Annotated in this window: 12 protein-coding genes; 8 read left to right on the forward strand and 4 right to left on the reverse strand. The window is 47.3% G+C overall.

Features of this window, described 5'->3' with window-relative positions:
• Window positions 1-8 precede the first annotated feature (8 nt).
• Together OU793_RS07350 and OU793_RS07355 are read left to right on the forward strand one after the other, a co-directional pair.
• Window positions 9-914: an OmpA family protein gene (locus tag OU793_RS07350; RefSeq protein WP_159404389.1), complete on the forward strand. Its 906-nt coding sequence runs from the start codon at window positions 9-11 to the stop codon at window positions 912-914.
• A 61-nt stretch (window positions 915-975) separates the two neighbouring features.
• Complete coding sequence (locus OU793_RS07355; RefSeq protein WP_005463003.1) at window positions 976-1,845, forward strand: mechanosensitive ion channel family protein; 870 nt, start codon at window positions 976-978, stop codon at window positions 1,843-1,845.
• Between the two features lie 80 nt (window positions 1,846-1,925).
• On the opposite strand, the gene fhuB is transcribed toward OU793_RS07355, so the two are convergent.
• From fhuB to OU793_RS07375, 4 genes are read right to left on the reverse strand one after another with little or no spacing between them, the layout of a single operon-like run.
• Window positions 1,926-3,893, reverse strand: coding sequence for a Fe(3+)-hydroxamate ABC transporter permease FhuB (fhuB, locus tag OU793_RS07360; RefSeq protein ID WP_140103606.1), 1,968 nt, complete (start codon window positions 3,891-3,893; stop codon window positions 1,926-1,928).
• A complete protein-coding gene (locus tag OU793_RS07365) occupies window positions 3,890-4,819 on the reverse strand; it encodes an iron-siderophore ABC transporter substrate-binding protein (RefSeq protein WP_069489242.1) in 930 nt (309 codons plus the stop codon). The genes fhuB and OU793_RS07365 overlap by 4 nt, the downstream gene beginning before the upstream one ends.
• Window positions 4,810-5,595 carry an ABC transporter ATP-binding protein gene (locus tag OU793_RS07370; RefSeq protein WP_140103607.1) on the reverse strand — a complete coding sequence of 262 codons (786 nt, stop codon included), beginning with the start codon at window positions 5,593-5,595 and terminating at the stop codon, window positions 4,810-4,812. Before OU793_RS07370 ends, OU793_RS07365 begins: the two co-directional genes overlap by 10 nt.
• A gap of 52 nt (window positions 5,596-5,647) precedes the next feature.
• Window positions 5,648-7,738 (reverse strand): TonB-dependent siderophore receptor, encoded by a 2,091-nt coding sequence (locus OU793_RS07375; protein WP_159404388.1) that lies wholly within the window; start codon window positions 7,736-7,738, stop codon window positions 5,648-5,650.
• Between the two features lie 145 nt (window positions 7,739-7,883).
• On the opposite strand from OU793_RS07375, the gene OU793_RS07380 reads away from it, so the two are divergent.
• From OU793_RS07380 to OU793_RS07405, 6 genes are all read left to right on the forward strand, one after another.
• A complete protein-coding gene (locus tag OU793_RS07380) occupies window positions 7,884-9,710 on the forward strand; it encodes an ABC transporter ATP-binding protein (protein WP_025638730.1) in 1,827 nt (608 codons plus the stop codon).
• A gap of 318 nt (window positions 9,711-10,028) precedes the next feature.
• Complete coding sequence (locus OU793_RS07385) at window positions 10,029-11,063, forward strand: ATP-binding protein (protein WP_024699656.1); 1,035 nt, start codon at window positions 10,029-10,031, stop codon at window positions 11,061-11,063.
• Window positions 11,060-11,758 (forward strand): response regulator transcription factor, encoded by a 699-nt coding sequence (locus OU793_RS07390; RefSeq protein ID WP_140103610.1) that lies wholly within the window; start codon window positions 11,060-11,062, stop codon window positions 11,756-11,758. Before OU793_RS07385 ends, OU793_RS07390 begins: the two co-directional genes overlap by 4 nt.
• Window positions 11,759-11,909: 151 nt before the next feature.
• Window positions 11,910-12,563 carry a TrkA family potassium uptake protein gene (locus OU793_RS07395; RefSeq protein WP_005375180.1) on the forward strand — a complete coding sequence of 218 codons (654 nt, stop codon included), beginning with the start codon at window positions 11,910-11,912 and terminating at the stop codon, window positions 12,561-12,563.
• A 1-nt stretch (window position 12,564) separates the two neighbouring features.
• Window positions 12,565-13,929 (forward strand): TrkH family potassium uptake protein, encoded by a 1,365-nt coding sequence (locus OU793_RS07400; protein WP_005392443.1) that lies wholly within the window; start codon window positions 12,565-12,567, stop codon window positions 13,927-13,929.
• 386 nt (window positions 13,930-14,315) lie between these two features.
• Complete coding sequence (locus OU793_RS07405; protein WP_140103612.1) at window positions 14,316-16,361, forward strand: EAL domain-containing protein; 2,046 nt, start codon at window positions 14,316-14,318, stop codon at window positions 16,359-16,361.
• Window positions 16,362-16,382: the final 21 nt, after the last annotated feature.

Consider the following 16,382-nt stretch of genomic DNA (forward strand, 5'->3'; position numbering starts at 1 on the left):
AGGGCCACATGAAAACGACGATTCGCTTGTTGAGCGGCATTATGCTTGGTGCATTGTTAGCAGGTTGCGCTACCGAAACTTACGTGAGCCAAGAAAACCGAGAGAAATTCTCCGATGTGAATGTCTCTAAATTTCTTATTAGTGAGTGCTTAGCGCCGCAGCGAGAAATTCATATTGCCGTTGCAGAGCACTTTGATTTCGACAAATTCAAGACTCGAGAAGCAGATGCGACAAGTCTGGATGCGTTTATTCGCGATATTCAAGGTTTAAGCGGACGCATTACCATTGTCGGTCACACTGATTATAAAGGTTCAAACGAGTACAACGACGCGCTTTCTCTACGCCGAGCACAATCCGTTGCGGCGTACCTCAAGCAGCAGCTTGATCCCACTTTTTATGATTGGGAGATCAAGCACTTTGGCGAGACTCAACCGCTTACGCTCGATACTTCAGAGCAAGCGCGTGCTGAAAACCGCCGAGCGTACGTCATGTTTGAGGAGGCGCAAAAATATGATGAGATGCCATTCTGTGAACCTCCAAAGCCAGAGCGCAAGGTTTATATGACCATGACGCCACACTTCGACTTTGATCAGTCAGAGTTGAAAGCTGAAGATCTCACTCAGCTCGATGATTTCATTGAACAGTTACAAGGGTTAGAAGGCAGCATTTTGGTTGCAGGGCACACCGATCAAGTCGGCTCGCTTTCTTACAATGAAAAATTGGCAGAGCGACGAGCTCAAACAGTGGTCGAATATCTCAAGACCAAACTTGATGCGTCGCGGCTTGTTTGGGAGGTCAAAGCGTTTGGTGAACTGCAACCGGTCATAAATCAAACGACTTCGGAAGCAAACGCACTGAATCGACGTGCCTTTATCGTATTTAAAGAGAGTGAACACGGACAACTGACAGAATAATTTGTTATGGTTACCCATTACTATTCGAAAGATAATAAGTCTGTAACAAGGGAGCTGGTTAATGGAGAAAGTGCAGTTGGTCGTCGATTTTCTTCTCACGCACAAAATGCTGTTTACCACATTAATTTTGTTTTTTATGTGGTTGGTACGTCGTTCAATTTTGTCGATGATTCGCGGTGATCATGCCTTTTTAACCGAAGATCAACGCAGTTGGATGTCCAGAACCAAAAACGGTACGTTTGCGTTCACATTGCTGATCCTGTTTATCCTCTGGCAATCAGAAATCAGTGAGTTTGCGCTCAGTGTTACAGCGATTGCGGTCGCTATTGTGGTGGCATCGAAAGAGATCATTTTGTGTTTTACAGGCTCGATTCAACGTGCGAGTTCGCGCTCGTTTCGAGTGGGTGATTGGATTGAAGTGGGTAAGTTGTGTGGCGAGGTGATCGAACACAACATGATGGCGACGGTGATTCAAGAGATCGATTTGCATCACGGGCAATACCATTACACGGGTAAAACCGCGACGTTGCCTAATAGTATGTTTTTCACCTATCCGGTTAAAAACCTCAACTTCATGAAGCGTTATGTTTACCATAATTTCACCATTGTGGTGAAAGACTTCGTCAACCTGTATCCGCTACTGACACCGTTAACGGACAAAATTGATGAGCATTGCAGTTACTTTAGTGATGTGGCACATCGTTACAATGCCATGATCGAGAAGCATGCTGGCGTTGATCTGCCGGGCGCAGAGCCGCACATCCACATTTCAAGTCATATTAATGGTGAGCAGATTGTGCATGTGATGATCTTCTGCCCGACAGATAAGGCAAACCATTTAGAGCATTTGATTCGTCAGGACTTTATGGAGCTTTACGAGCAGCGTTTTCCTGCTTCGAATGATGAATCGAACGACGCTGCATTCAACTAACTCGCATTAAAAAGAAACCCGCTGCTTCGGAGTAAACTCCCAAAGAGCGGGTTTCTTTTTTCGCTTATCTTTACGCCAAGTTATCGGAACTTGCTTTTGAGCATCAGAAACAAGAAGTAGGTACTACCGATAATCGCGACTAACGTACCTGCTGCAATTTGGCTCGGGTAAATGGCGATTTGCCCTAACCAATCCGCCCAAACCATAAGCGTTGCACCAATCAAACTGCCAACGAATAATTGTTCTTTGACCTTTCTTGCTCCTAGCATCATCGCCATGTGTGGTGCGACCAAGCCAACAAAGGAAACGGGGCCGACCGTCGCCGTTGAAAATGCACACAGCAGAGCAACGATAACAAGCAAAATCGTGTTCGCAGATGATGGATTCAGCCCGCGCGCGTTAGAAAACGCTCGACCAATAGAAATCAGCGTTAGCCAACGTGACAACGCAAACACAATCGCTAAAAGCACCAACACGGCGATAAGTAACACCAATGCACTTGTGCTGGTGACGCGATACGTTGAGCCCGTGAGCCAGAGCAAAATTTTGTAACTTTCCCCAGAGCCTTGCGCCAACGCAAACTGAACAAGAGCTTGTAATAGGGCGCTAAGGGCAATACCCGAGAGTACAAAATTAGAAGGGTTAAAGTGGCTGCGTTTCCCGATAATGAGCAGCAGCATCAATACGGTCAGACTGCCCAGAAAAGCGACGCCCCAGTTAAATGCGGCGAGTACAGAGCCAACCATCACACCAGTGATGATAATGGCAAAGGTTGCGCCGGATGACACACCGAGAATGTCTGGGCTCGCGAGTGGGTTGTAAACGATACGCTGCAAAATGATCCCTGCAATGGAAAGGGCAACACCTACTGAAATCGCACTGATCATGCGTGGCCAACGCAGTTGCCATTGGAACTCGCCAGGAATCGCAAACTCAATACCACTGATGCCGTGCGTAACAAATGAGTACGTCAGAATGCCGATGATCCCCATTGATGCAATGCCCCAAACTGCTGCGTTCGATAGGGCCGTTTTCCCTTGGCTCATCGACAGGTTCAGCTGATCCGTAGCTGTCAGTTTCTTGCGAGTAAACCAGATCAAAGCAGGTGCACCAATGGCCGCCGCCGCCACACCGCTTGGGATGGTTTCTTCTAACAACAAACTGAGATAAATCGCCGCAGAATCGGTGATAAGCAGCAACGCAGCGCCAAGCAACATGCTGCTGATGAGTTCATCGCGTGGCGTTCTCGCTCCCATTGCACGGGCGATGTTTGGTGTTAACAAGCCGATAAAACTGATGATACCAACCGCAGTGATTGAGGCTGATACTAGCCAAATACCCATCACCATTAACGCCCCAAACGCGGGTAATACCGCTAAGCCTCGGGCTGCTGCGCCTTCTTGTCCCAGTTTCATTAGGGTCAGAATGCGTGGTGCGACAATCAAAATGACGATTGCGACAGTAGAACGTGGCAGCAACCATTCAAACCAATCCCAACTGTATTGTGAAAGGTCGCCCGCTCCCCACATAAAGATGTTTTGAGCAAACTGTGCATTGAGAATAATCAGAGCTGTCGCGATGGAGCCAAGCAAAATGTTGATGACCATACCGGAGACCACTAAGGGTAACCCCGTCATATTGCGCACACCAGCGATCGAAATGATCAAACCAAACGCGACCAAAGCACCTGCCATTGCAGCGAAAGCGGAATAGTCGGCCACCCAGTCAACAAACCAAATGTTAACGATGACCAGCGCAAGCCAAGCACCGGAAGAGGTGCCCAAGGTCAGCGGTGAGGTGAGGTTGTTTTGCGTTAACTGCTGCATCAAACTGCCAGTCAGCCCGAGCATTGCACCAACCAATAGCGTGATGCTCAATCGAGGTAACTGAGACTGCATAAAGAAAACATCACGAAATTCGCTGGCGCTTTTTGGTTGAGTTAACAACTGCCATTGTTCACTCAACGACAAGCTCGTATCAATTTGTAAGCTCAATAGGCTAAGCAACGCAATCAGCGCGACATAGCCAATGTACGGTTTCGTTCTCATTGTTTTGGTGCCAGTTCAATTAAGCTGTCGGTAATGGCTTCTGCCATGTATTGCAAAGACATCGCACCGCCGTAGGCCCACACCGCTCTTACCGAATTTACGCGCTGTTTTTTCACGAATGGCATCGCTTGCCAAAGTGGTGAGCTGTTCAACTTGCTCTCTTGCGGGAAAGGCTGCACGTAAAGTACGTAGCTTTGTTCAAGGTTTTGTAAGCGGTTGATGCGATCTTGTTTGATGCCCCAAGCGCGCGCAGAGACTTGGATAGGGTTGGTTAACCCAAGCTGCTCAACCACATAGTCAGTGGTCGAATTTTCCGTCGATAGCAGAACAGAATTGGGGGTCGAGAAGCGCATTACCAACACGTCTAATGGGGCAGAATAATGCTGACGAATTTTGTCACGCAGTTGTTTGAATGAGTCATTGAGTTTTGCCAGTTTTTGTTCCGCTAACTCTTGTTTATCAAACAGCGCACCTAGCGTACGAAAATGCTTGATTGCGGTTTGAGCCGCGGCTTCGTTTTGCGAAAAATTCGGCAAATAGACCACCGGCGCAATTTGTCTGAGCAGGGGAATCAAATCTTGCTGGGGAGAAGCTGCTAGGATCACATCGGGTTTCAAACTCGCGATCTTCTCTAAATTGGGTTCGGCGCGAGTGCCGATATCCTCAATGGATTCTGGTGCGTAAGGATTCACCACCCACTGGCGGTAACCTGGCAAGTTAGGCGCAGCAATGGGCTCGATGTCTAACGCGAGCACTTGTTCCAAAATGTCCCAGTTGAGAACCACGACGCGTTGCGGCACTTGCTCAAAAGTCACCGCGCCGTACGCATCATGAACGGTAATGTCTGCGTTCGCACGTGCAATCATCACTGTGAAAAGTAGCGTCGTGCAGCTTAGTTGTTTGAGAAGTCGAACCATCATGCACATACCACCGCCACCTTCTGGCTAGCAAGTGTGTCCGCGGGCGTTGGATGGTCAATGAGCTTAATTGGTGATTCGTAAAGTGCAGACAAACGCGCTTCATCAAGCAGCATTTCGGCGTTGCCTTCAAAGGCAATTTGACCTTTTTTGAGCGCAACTATGTGGGTTGCGTAGCGCAGTGCTAAGTTCAAATCGTGCAGGATCACGATAATGCCTACGTTCTCGGATCGATTCAGCTCTGCCAGTAGCGCCATCAGTTGAAATTGATGGTGAACATCGAGCGCGGAGGTCGGTTCATCTAGGATCAAAATCGGTGATTGTTGAGCCAACAGCATCGACACCCAAGCGCGTTGGCGCTCGCCGCCCGATAAATCGTCCGCTAATGCTTGAGCAAACGGAGCTACGCCAGTGCGAGCCATGGCTTCAGCGATAATCTGTTTGTCTTCAGGTTTCCAACGACCAAGTGCGCCACGCCACGGAAAGCGGCCTAAGCGCACTAGCTCTTCTACCGTTAAACCAGCCGAGGAGGGCAGCTTTTGTGGCAAATAGGCTATCTGCTTTGCCAGCTCTTTGGTTTTGAGTGATGAAAGGGAAGTGTCGTTTAATGCTACCGTGCCTCTATCTGGTGACATTTGACCAGAAAGCAGGTTCACCAGTGTCGATTTGCCTGAACCGTTATGGCCCAAAACGACAGTCAGTTCATTCGTTGGGATGTTAAGTTGGTCGATGCCGAGGATCTGACGTCCACCTCGAACGATCTCAATATTAGACAGTTGAAACATGGATGGCTCTCAGGAGAAAACTCCCCTCAAGAAAGGGGAGTAGAAAGTTCAATTACCAGCGGTAGTTTGCGTTTAGCATGACAGAGCGAGACTGGCCGTAGTAACACCAGTAATCGCAACCTGATACAAATTTTTTATCCAGAATGTTGTTCACGTTTAGCTGTGCTTGCCACTGTGAAGTGATGTCGTAAGTGACTGACGCATCCCAAAGAGTCACTGAAGGAACGGTTAGGCTCGAGCTCTTAGGGTTATCTTTAGACTCACCCACATAACGGACACCAGTACCGATGTTTAGACCTGGAATTAGGCTGTACGCGCTGTAGTCTACCCACGCCGAAGCTTGGTGTTCAGGAATAAGCGCGGCTTGTTTTTTGCCTTTGCCAAAGCTTTCGTCTGTTTTCGCTTTGGTGTAGGTGTAGCTTGCCATCAGTTTTAGATCGTCGGTTAGCTGCGCCGTGCTTTCAAGCTCAATACCTTGAGAAGTCACTTCACCCGTTTGTGTCGCGATCCATGTTGATGGGTTGGTCACCAACGCGTTCTTTTGCGCAATGTCGAACCATGCTAGGTTGATAAAGCCATCCATAAAGCTTGGCTCATACTTCACACCCACTTCTACTTGCTCGCCTTCTAGCGGTTTGTAAAGCTCATTGGTTGCCGCATCAATGGTGCTGATCACTTCAAACGATTGAGAGTAGTTTGCGTAAGGTGACAAACCATTGTTTGCAAGGAACATCACACCCGCGCTGAGAGACAGCTGACCATCATCACGAGATTCGTTTTGATCAACGCCTGCGCCTTTGCCAGAGTTTTCTGTTTTCACCCAGTCGTAACGAGCACCTACGTTACCAATCCATTGTTCATGCAGTTTCAATTGGTATTGTGAGTAGACACTTGCTTGAGATTTCTCAATCTCACGTTTCACGTTCTTTGAAGGATCAAGTGGATTGAAGTTGCCGTAAACTGGGTTCCACGGGTTGATGGTGCCAAACGCGTAGTTGTCCTGTTCGTCGCCATCGGTTTTGTGAAATTGCAGATCCATACCGACGAGCACAGTGTGTTCTGCGTTATCTGTCATCCAGTTGCCGACAGCATTGTTATCGAACGTGATGCTCTGGTTTTTGCCGTCACGAAATACGATGCCTTGCGTTAATTCTTCTTTCGCTGGATCGTTGTTTGAGAACGCGTAAGAGCTGCGCAAGTACAACTCATTCGAACCGTAGTTGAGGTTTTGCGAGAATGACCACGTGTCATTGATGTCGTGCTCTAGCAAGTAACCTAGAGAGAACTGTGTGCGTTCGTATTTATCGTAGTTTGGCTGACCAAGGTTAGTCGAAGGATCGATTTTGCCAAAGTTAGAGCCAATCAGAGTACCTGCCGCTGGGAAAAATGGGTTGGTTGGCACACCGTCATCACGAAGGTAAGTAGCCAAAACGGTCAGCATTGTACGGTCAGAAATGTCGAACTCGACGCTTGGCGCTAGATAAAAACGCTCGTTGTTGGTGCCGGCCAGTTCGCCATCTTGGCTTGTCATCAGGCCAACCAAACGGTAGCGGATTGTGCCATCGTCGTTTGCTTCATCAGCAATGTCAAAACCCACAGACTGGTGTTGGTTGTTGCCCACTTCCACTTTTACTTCGCCTTGAGGCGTAAACGTTGGTTTTTTCTGTACTGCATTCACGATACCGCCTGGTGCCGATTCACCAAACAGAATAGCTGATGGGCCTTTAACCACTTCCACACTTTCTAGGCCGTAAGGTTCGACCAACCATGTGTAGTAACCGTCGCGGAATAGGCGGTTGCCGTTTAGGTAAGTCGCAGCATCAAAACCGCGCACTTTGAACCAATCGGTGTCGTTGTCGGCGCCATAAGGCTGAGCGGTTACGCCAGATGTGTAGCGTAATGCTTCGTCCAATTTTTGCGGTGCACGAACGCGAAGTTCGTCTTCAGAGATAATAGAAACGCTGCGTGGTGTTTCTGCCGCTGGTGTTTCTACTTTTAACGCTTGTGCTGTGACGGTGATGGTTTCCATCGCGGTAACGTCATCTTGTGCGTTCGCTGAAAGCGCAACCACTGCTACTGTAGGCGCAACCGCGCAAACCATTGCTTTACGGATCGCAACGGTCAGTAAGTTATTTTTCGTCATAAATACATTCCCGACAATTATATTTAACAAGAAGCTTAATTGTAATTATTATCATTTGAACTTTTGTTTCGGTATTTTACTGACTTTCGTATCAAAAGATAGTAAAACGTCCGCAAATTTATTCGCGGTAACCAAAGTAGTTGTTATGTTTAATTGGTTTGAAAAACTGACCCAACCCTTTCCCCAGATGGAAACCGAAAAGCCACCGAAGACGCTTTTTGGCTTCTGTCGCTTTTACACTCGTGGCTTTGAAGCCCCTTTACTTGTCATGGCGATATTCAGTGCATTGATTGCGGTGACGGAAGTGACGCTCTTACGTTACATGGGCGAATTGGTGGATATTCTTGCCAACCAAGACCGTGCAACATTCTGGGCAGATCAAGGCGATCGCATGATGATGATGGTGTTGCTTGTTGTCGTTGTGATGCCGTGTTTAGGCTTTGTGCACTCGATGGTGATGCACCAAACGTTATTGGGTAATTACCCGATGTCTATCCGTTGGCTGATTCATCGCTACTTACTGAAACAAGCGGTTGGCTTTTTCCAACGAGACTTTGCAGGCCGAGTCGCGACCAAAGTGATGCAAAGCGCGTTAGCGGTACGAGAAACAGTGATGAAGCTGGTGGATGTACTGGTTTACATCAGCGTTTATTTTCTGTCGATGATTTGGATGATGGGTGAGGCAGATGGCTTGTTGATGCTGCCGATTGTGGTCTGGTTAGGCATTTATGTTCTGATCCAGTTCTACTTTATCCCACGAATGAAGCAGGTTGCGACGGATCAAGCGGATGCTCGCTCGGTTATGACCGGACGCATTGTGGATTCTTACACCAACATTTCTACCGTGAAATTGTTCGCACACTCGCAACGAGAGTTGGAATACGCAGAAAGCAGCATGAAGCAGTTTTTGGTGACGGTTTACCGCCAAATGCGCATGGTGACTTGTTTGCTGTTTAGTGTTGATGCCATCAACTATTTATTGCTTCTGTCTATCAGTGCTATCTCCGTTTACCTCTGGTTAGACGAAGCCGTGACGATTGGTGCCATTGCGATTGCCATCAGTATTGCGTTGCGTGTGCAAGGTATGTCGAAGTGGATCATGTGGGAAGTTAGCGCGCTGTTTGAAAACATTGGTACGGTAGTGGACGGCATCAATACGATTTCAAACGACGTTGAAGTGAAAGACGTGCCAAATGCCAAGCCTCTGCAAATCTCGCGAGGTGAGATCTGTTTCGACGACGTAAGTTTTAACTACAGTGACGAGAAGGCGGTATTTGAGAACTTGAACCTGACCATCAAACCGGGCGAAAAAGTCGGTATTGTCGGTCGCTCTGGGGCAGGTAAATCCACGTTGGTTAACCTGTTGCTGCGTTTTTACGATGTGAATACCGGTAAGATTTGTATTGATGGGCAGGACATTTCGCAAGTCGAACAAGAGTCGCTGCGTCAACATATCGGTATGATCACGCAGGACACTTCTTTGCTGCATCGCTCAATTAAAGAGAACATTCTTTACGGTGATCCAAGCGCTTCAATGGAGGCTGTGATTAACGCCGCTGAAAAAGCACACGCGCATGACTTCATCCAAACGTTAAAAGATGAACAAGGCAATGCCGGCTACGATGTTGAAGTGGGTGAGCGCGGCGTGAAGTTGTCTGGCGGTCAGCGTCAACGAGTGGCGATTGCTCGCGTGCTGTTGAAAAACGCGCCAATTTTGATCATGGACGAAGCTACGTCTGCACTTGATTCAGAAGTGGAGTCGGCAATTCAAGAAAACCTTGAAGTTCTGATGGAAGGAAAAACAGTGATCGCGATTGCTCACCGTCTATCAACGATTGCCGCGATGGATCGTTTGATTGTAATGGATGACGGCAAAATCATTGAGCAAGGCTCACACCACGAGCTGCTCCAATTGGGTGGCGTTTACGCTCAGTTGTGGAAGCATCAAACCGGCGGTTTTTTGTCTGAGTAAGATGCTGCCAAACAGCTGCATCTAAATGAGACTAAATGAAAGTTTTTTGTCTGAGTAAGATGCTGCCAAACAGCTGCATCTAAATGAGACTAAATGAAAGGGGAGCAAATGCTCCTCTTTTTTGTGTCTGTCGTTTATACCGTGTGGGTGGGCGTCAATGGGTAACGTTAACTTGTGATTATTCATTGAGTTAGGCCAAATTAATGATGGTTATGTTTATAACTCACTGTCGTTATTGAATTTTTTACGCTTTTTTTACGCGAACTCCGAATGGGCTTTTGCTAAAGTTTCTGCATCGAATTTTGGTTGATGTACTTTATGTTTGCTCATTGGCGAGATAACACATTTCTCTTTTCTGCCATCGTGATTGTTGGCGCGGTTGTGGCCTCATGGCTGTTAGACCAACTGTTTGGCTCTACGGCTGCCGTCCTGCTGATTTTGCAGTTAGCAGTCGTGGTGGTGGCGTTTCAATGCAGCTCGCGATTCGCTTATGCGGCGGCGGTGATCGAAGCGCTGAGCTTCAACTTTTTTTTCACGACGCCTCGTTACTCTTTGCAGATGTTTCGTCCGGAAGACATTTTTAATCTAGTCGTGTTTATGGTGGTGGCATTTATCACCAGCACCTTCGCGGATCTTTATCGTCGCCAGCAGGGCGAGTTAAAACAAACCAAGCTGCAAAACAGCATCCTGCTATCGGTGTCTCATGACCTACGCACGCCGCTGGCAACCATTATTGGAACACTGACCACTCTCAACGAGTACATGCCCAAGCTCAATGACTTAGAGCGCAAAGAATTGCTCGACAGTGCGACTTCAGAAAGCCACCGCTTGCATCAATATATAGAGAACCTCTTACAGGCGACTAAGCTCCAACACGGCACATTAAAAATTACCAAAAAAGATGAGCCTATTGCGAATATTGTGCGGGATGCGGTTTCTCGTTTGCCGAATTACACCGAGAAAGTATCCATGAATATGGATGATGCCGTTGGCTATTTGTCAGTAAGTCGTTCGCTCATCGAACAAGCGATTTTTAATGTGTTGGATAATGCCATGCGATTTTCGCCAGAGAATGAATCTGTTGAGGTTTCTCTTTCTAAGCAGGGTTCGTCGTGCGTGATTGATGTTCGGGACATGGGGATTGGCATCAAAGCTGAAGATGCGGAAAAAATATTCAGCCTTTTCTATTCCGGTGTGAACAACAAATCGGCCGATTCAGGCACCGGAATGGGACTCGCGGTTGCCAAAGGCATCATCACTGCGCACCAAGGAGAGATTCAATCTATGCCAGTATCAGAAGGGACGTTGATCCGCATTCGACTTCCACTCAATCAAGGAGCAGAACAGGCGTGAGTTACAAAGTGTTAGTCGTGGACGATGAGCCTCGCATTCATACCTTTATTCGAATTTCGCTGTCTGCTGAAGGGTTTGATTATATTGGCGCGAGTACCATTGCAGAAGCCAAAGCGTGTTTCGAATCGCATTCGCCGCACGTCATTCTGCTAGATTTAGGCTTGCCTGACGGCGATGGGACGGAGTTTCTCACTACACTTCGTCAGACGCATAAAACGCCAGTGCTAGTGCTGACAGCTCGCGATCAAGAAGAGGAAAAAATCCGCCTTTTAGAAGCGGGCGCGAATGATTACTTGAGCAAGCCTTTTGGCGTAAAAGAGCTCATCGCGCGCATCAAAGTGCTGGTTCGAGATTTGGTGGATGAGCAAACCGTCGCTGATGAGCTGGTGGCTGGCCGAGTCAAAATCATCAAAAGCACTCACCAATTTTGGTTGGATCAGAGGGAAATTCCACTCACCAAGAAAGAGTTTTCTTTCATTGAACAGTTGATTCTCAAGCCGGGAAAACTCATTGAGCAAACTCATTTGCTAGCGGTGATTTGGGGAAAAAGTCATGTCGAAGATACTCACTACTTACGCGTGTTAGTGAGTCAACTACGCAAAAAACTGAACGATAGTGCTGACGAACAGCGGCTATTAAAAACCGAGCCGGGGCTGGGTTATCGTTTAGTGCTTGAGACGTCCAAGCACCACTAAATTCCAAATTTAATCAACGTTAATGCCAAGGTTTAGTGCTGGTTATCGGCACTCGAACAGGATTCGTGTTGCCTATTTTTCGTGACGGAAAATCAGCCTAGCCCTTAACGCATTAGCATTTTCTATACATAAAACACAGTTAGGGATTGATATGGCTCACTTTACAGTAATTGGTTTAGGGCGATTTGGCGTTGCCGCTAGCTTAGAACTTATTCATCTTGGACACACCGTAACGGGGGTGGATAGCGACCCGAAAATCGTCGAGAAATACGTCGAAGAGTTAACGCAAGCGGTCATATGTGACGCAACAGACGAAGGCGCACTCAGAGAGTTAGCGTTAGCGAACAGTGATGTGGTGTTGGTGGCGATTGGCGAAGACATGCAAGCCAGTTTGTTGTGTACGCTGGCGCTGAAAAATTTAGGCGTGAAATCTATTTGGGTCAAAGCGAGCACCAAAGCACACCACACCATCGTGTCTAAGCTGGGTGTACAACGCATTATTCATCCGGAAGAGGAGATGGGCGTAAGAGTCGCGCAGGCACTCAACTATCCGATGGTGAACAACTATTTGGAAATGGGGCATGGTTTGTATGTGGTGGAAATCCACGTTAAATCCAATCTGCACGATACGCCGCTTTCTAAGTTGATCAGCCGAGGCAGTTACAACATTCAGCCTATCTTGGTGAAGCGGGAAGAAGCCGTCTACACCAATATCAATGATGAGTTTGTGCTTAATGAGTTCGACACGCTGTTGCTTTGCGGTAGTCGCGCTGAGCTGAAATACGTCGCTCCAAGGTTGGTGTAACATGGTTTTGTGGCATCCCTCTATTATCCCAATCGAGCGAAAACCCAAAGCGGGCAAAAAACTGTTGGGCGCACCGCCGCTGATACTTAGCCTCAGCTTTGCGTGCTTGATCATGCTCGGCACGGTCTTACTCAAACTGCCGATTGCCACCACAGAGCCCATCACTTGGATTCAAAGCCTGTTTACTGCGACATCAGCCATTACGGTGACGGGATTAGTTGTGGTGGACACGGGCACGGCGTTTACGCCTTTTGGGCAAGTGGTTATTGCCTTCCTGATTCAATGTGGTGGCCTAGGTTTAATGACGTTTGCCATCGTGACTTTGCTGGCTCTGGGCGGAAAAATAGGCTTTTTGGAGCGAGCCGTCGCGAGAGAGGCGTTCAACCAAACTGACTCGTCGACACTCATTGCCACTGCTAAATCTGTATTGATGTTCGCTCTGCTCGTTGAACTTATTGGTTTCACTATTTTGAGCGTTTATTGGAGTGAAGAGCTGGGCTGGAAAACCAGTTTGTTCCATGGTTTCTTCTACACCATCAGTGCGTTTAACAATGCAGGTTTTGCGTTGAGTGCCGATAGCTTAATGCCTTACGTGGACGACCCGGTCGTTAACTTCACCATTACCAGTTTGTTCATTATTGGTGGTTTAGGCTTCTCGGTTTGGATTGACTTAAAACGCAATCGCCGTTGGCACCGACTCACCGTTTACAGTCGAATGATGATCTTAGGCACGGTGATCATTAACGTGGTGGCACTTATCGCGATTTATCTGATTGAATATGACAACCCCAACACGCTTGCCCCGTTGAGCGAAGCAGGGAAATGGTGGGCATCGTGGTTTCAAGCGGTGACGCCAAGAACGGCAGGGTTCAACACTTTAGCTATCGATCAGTTGGAAGATGCCACAACGGCGATCATTCTGGTGTTGATGTTTATCGGCGGAGGATCACTGAGCACGGCAAGTGGTATTAAAGTTGTGACATTTATGGTGTTAGTCTTGGCAACTTACAGCTATTTGCGTCGTGATGAAGCAACCTATGCCTTTCAACGCGAGATTCCCAAAGAGACCATCAGCAAGGCATTGGCGCTGACTCTGATCTCGGTGGGTGTGACTTGGTTTGCCATATTCACGCTGTTACTGACAGAGAAAGCGTCTATGTTAGACATTATGTTCGAAGCGGTCTCGGCGCTAGGTACGGTTGGGTTATCGCGAGGCTTAACGGGCAGTTTGTCCGAACCAGGTGAGTTAGTGATCATCTTCATGATGTTTATGGGACGATTAGGGCCTCTTACTTTAGCGTACTTCTTAGCCAGTCCAAGAAAGAAAAAAGCGCGTTACGCGAGCACTAAACTGGCAATAGGATGATGAAACCGATGCGGCGGCAAAGCATGTGGATGGCATGCTTTGCTGTTTGCTTGTGCATAGCATTATTACTAAGTTGTTCATCGAAAGTTATATAAAAAGAGGAATAAATGAGCTTTATGAGTAAGTGGTAATTTCTGGAATAACCACAAATTATATATGCCTTTTGTTTGTCGTGAAGGTCAATAATCTCATTGGATCGAGCGATGTATAGTCGCTAAATTAAGTTGGCAACTTTTCCGTGCTGTTATTGGCATTTAGTATCCATTGTTTGACCTTAATACGAAAAACGACATTACCTATCAACAATGTTTGCCTGAGTTTCGGCTGTTGTATTAACGGCTGCATTTTCTGCAGTTGAAGATAACTACTTTACAAAAGAACTCTCCATGCAAACTCGCCGCGAACTCTTCTTTGCCCCTTTTCAGCGTCTGGTTGTAATCGCAGAGCAATGGCGAGCTGGGTCTAAATCTTACTTAACAGACTTAGCTTCAATCGCGTTACTGCTTCTCCCACTGACATTATCCAACGCGCTGGCTATTCTACTTGGTCACGCATTTCGAGTGGCGGGCTTGGGGGATGTTTCGTTACTGCTTTTCCACCTTTCCGACATTTTGATCAACTTATATCCCACGGCATTTTGCGTGGTTGCTGCATATTATTTGTCGCACAAAGCCAATGTATCGAGCGTGGTGCTTATTATTTATTCGCTGATCATGTTTTATTTGGTGTCGATAGAAAATGAAAGCCTATCCGCCACGTATACGTTGCCCAATAACTCTCTGTTGGCGCTGATCAGCGCCATGATGTCGTATTTGTACTGCAAACATTTGAGAATTCAATTGCTTGAACCCCAAGCGCTGGACTTTACTTCTCGGCTGTTTAAAGACGTTTTGCACTTTTTCGTATTTGTTCTTGTCGCGGTAAGCCTGTCTCACGTTACTGCGGCGATCATGGTGTGGTTTAGTGGCGCAGTGCGCAGTATCGGCGTCGATCCTTTAACGCTTGAAGGTGGTTTAATCTATCAAACCGTTTTGGGGTTGCTAGGGGCGACGGGCATCAATGCTCACAACATGTTGTTTGCCATCAAGCAGCAGATATACGCTGCGACCGAAGCCAATATGGCCGCTTGGCAAGCTGGTGAAGCGTCGCTTAACGTTATCAGCCAAGGTTTTTACGACGCCTTTTTGTCTATGGGCGGTTCAGGAAACAGTGTCTGTTTGCTTTTGTGTATCCTGATTTTTGCCAGAGAGCGCAACCATATCATGTTGGCGTTGGCGGCTGCGCCATTGGTGATGTTCAACATTAATGAAGTGTTGCTGTTTGGTTTGCCGATCATCTTTAACCCTATTCTCATCATCCCATTTGTGCTGGTGCCTTTGGTGAGTTTCGTGATCACTTATGCGAGCATTGCGTCGGGTATGATTGATCCTGTAGAGAAGATCGTGAACTGGATGACGCCGCCGTTAATCAGTGGATATGTCGCAATGGGAAATCATATTCAAGGCACAATACTTCAACTGATAGTGATCGCGGCAGGAGTATTGATCTATCGACCTTTTTATCTTGCTTATGCTGGTAAACACGCGAGTCAATTCGGGCTGAACAATGCTTTGAATGGTATTGAACAATCGCTGTTTAAGTCTCTGCTTAATAGCGTGAAAGATTCAAACATATACAGTATCAACAAATCATCGGCTCAGAAGCGTTTGACTTCAATTCTGCGAGAAGGGGAGCTGGTGATGTTTTATCAAAAGTTACAATCGACCCAAGATAAGAGCGTGTTCTCCTATGAAGCGCTGATTCGTTACATCGATAAAGAGGGAAAACTGTGCCCTCCAACGTTCATCAGTGACTTCCAAATGCTTGATGCCATGCCGCTACTTGATAAATTGGTCATCGAAAAAGTGCTGTCGGACATGAAAACAATGTCGTTATCGCCGTCACGTCGAGTTGCGATCAATATTTCGGTTTCGACGATCGAACAAGCGGATTTTGTTCAGCACTTACAAGGGCGACTTGAGCACTATGGCGTGTCCCCAGATTGGTTAGAAATCGAGATAACCGAAGAGGCGGTGCTAAACGATAAAGTGTCGTTGACCAATACGATGATCGCGCTGCAAGCGTGTGGTATTCGCATTGCAATGGATGATTTCGGAACGGGTTATGCTTCGTTTCCGCATTTGCTCAAATATCCGTTTGATAAGATCAAACTCGACCGTTCATTACTGCTTGATGCCACAGATGAAAAGGGGCGTGAGTTATACCGAATCGTGGCTAAACTCGGGCACATTGCCAACTGCGAAGTCGTAGCCGAGGGCGTAGAAACTCAAGCCGAATATGAGTTCGTCGCGCAATGTGGCGTCGACAAAGTACAAGGTTTTTATCTGGCCAAACCGATGCCGAGACAAGACTTATCGGATGAGAGAGCATGACCCGATTCGCCTAGTAAAAAG

The sequence above is a fragment of the Vibrio sp. VP6 genome (genome assembly GCF_028823755.1).
Lineage (GTDB): Bacteria > Pseudomonadota > Gammaproteobacteria > Enterobacterales > Vibrionaceae > Vibrio > Vibrio parahaemolyticus.

Excerpts from the sequence above, each read along its gene's own strand:
- OU793_RS07350 (WP_159404389.1), top strand. The coding sequence starts at position 9 with ATGAAAACGACGATTCGCTTGTTGAGCGGCATTATGCTTGGTGCATTG.
- OU793_RS07355 (WP_005463003.1), top strand. The coding sequence starts at position 976 with ATGGAGAAAGTGCAGTTGGTCGTCGATTTTCTTCTCACGCACAAAATG.
- fhuB (WP_140103606.1), bottom strand. The coding sequence starts at position 3,893 with ATGAGAACGAAACCGTACATTGGCTATGTCGCGCTGATTGCGTTGCTT.
- OU793_RS07365 (WP_069489242.1), bottom strand. The coding sequence starts at position 4,819 with ATGTGCATGATGGTTCGACTTCTCAAACAACTAAGCTGCACGACGCTA.
- OU793_RS07370 (WP_140103607.1), bottom strand. The coding sequence starts at position 5,595 with ATGTTTCAACTGTCTAATATTGAGATCGTTCGAGGTGGACGTCAGATC.
- OU793_RS07375 (WP_159404388.1), bottom strand. The coding sequence starts at position 7,738 with ATGACGAAAAATAACTTACTGACCGTTGCGATCCGTAAAGCAATGGTT.
- OU793_RS07380 (WP_025638730.1), top strand. The coding sequence starts at position 7,884 with ATGTTTAATTGGTTTGAAAAACTGACCCAACCCTTTCCCCAGATGGAA.
- OU793_RS07385 (WP_024699656.1), top strand. The coding sequence starts at position 10,029 with ATGTTTGCTCATTGGCGAGATAACACATTTCTCTTTTCTGCCATCGTG.
- OU793_RS07395 (WP_005375180.1), top strand. The coding sequence starts at position 11,910 with ATGGCTCACTTTACAGTAATTGGTTTAGGGCGATTTGGCGTTGCCGCT.
- OU793_RS07400 (WP_005392443.1), top strand. The coding sequence starts at position 12,565 with ATGGTTTTGTGGCATCCCTCTATTATCCCAATCGAGCGAAAACCCAAA.
- OU793_RS07405 (WP_140103612.1), top strand. The coding sequence starts at position 14,316 with ATGCAAACTCGCCGCGAACTCTTCTTTGCCCCTTTTCAGCGTCTGGTT.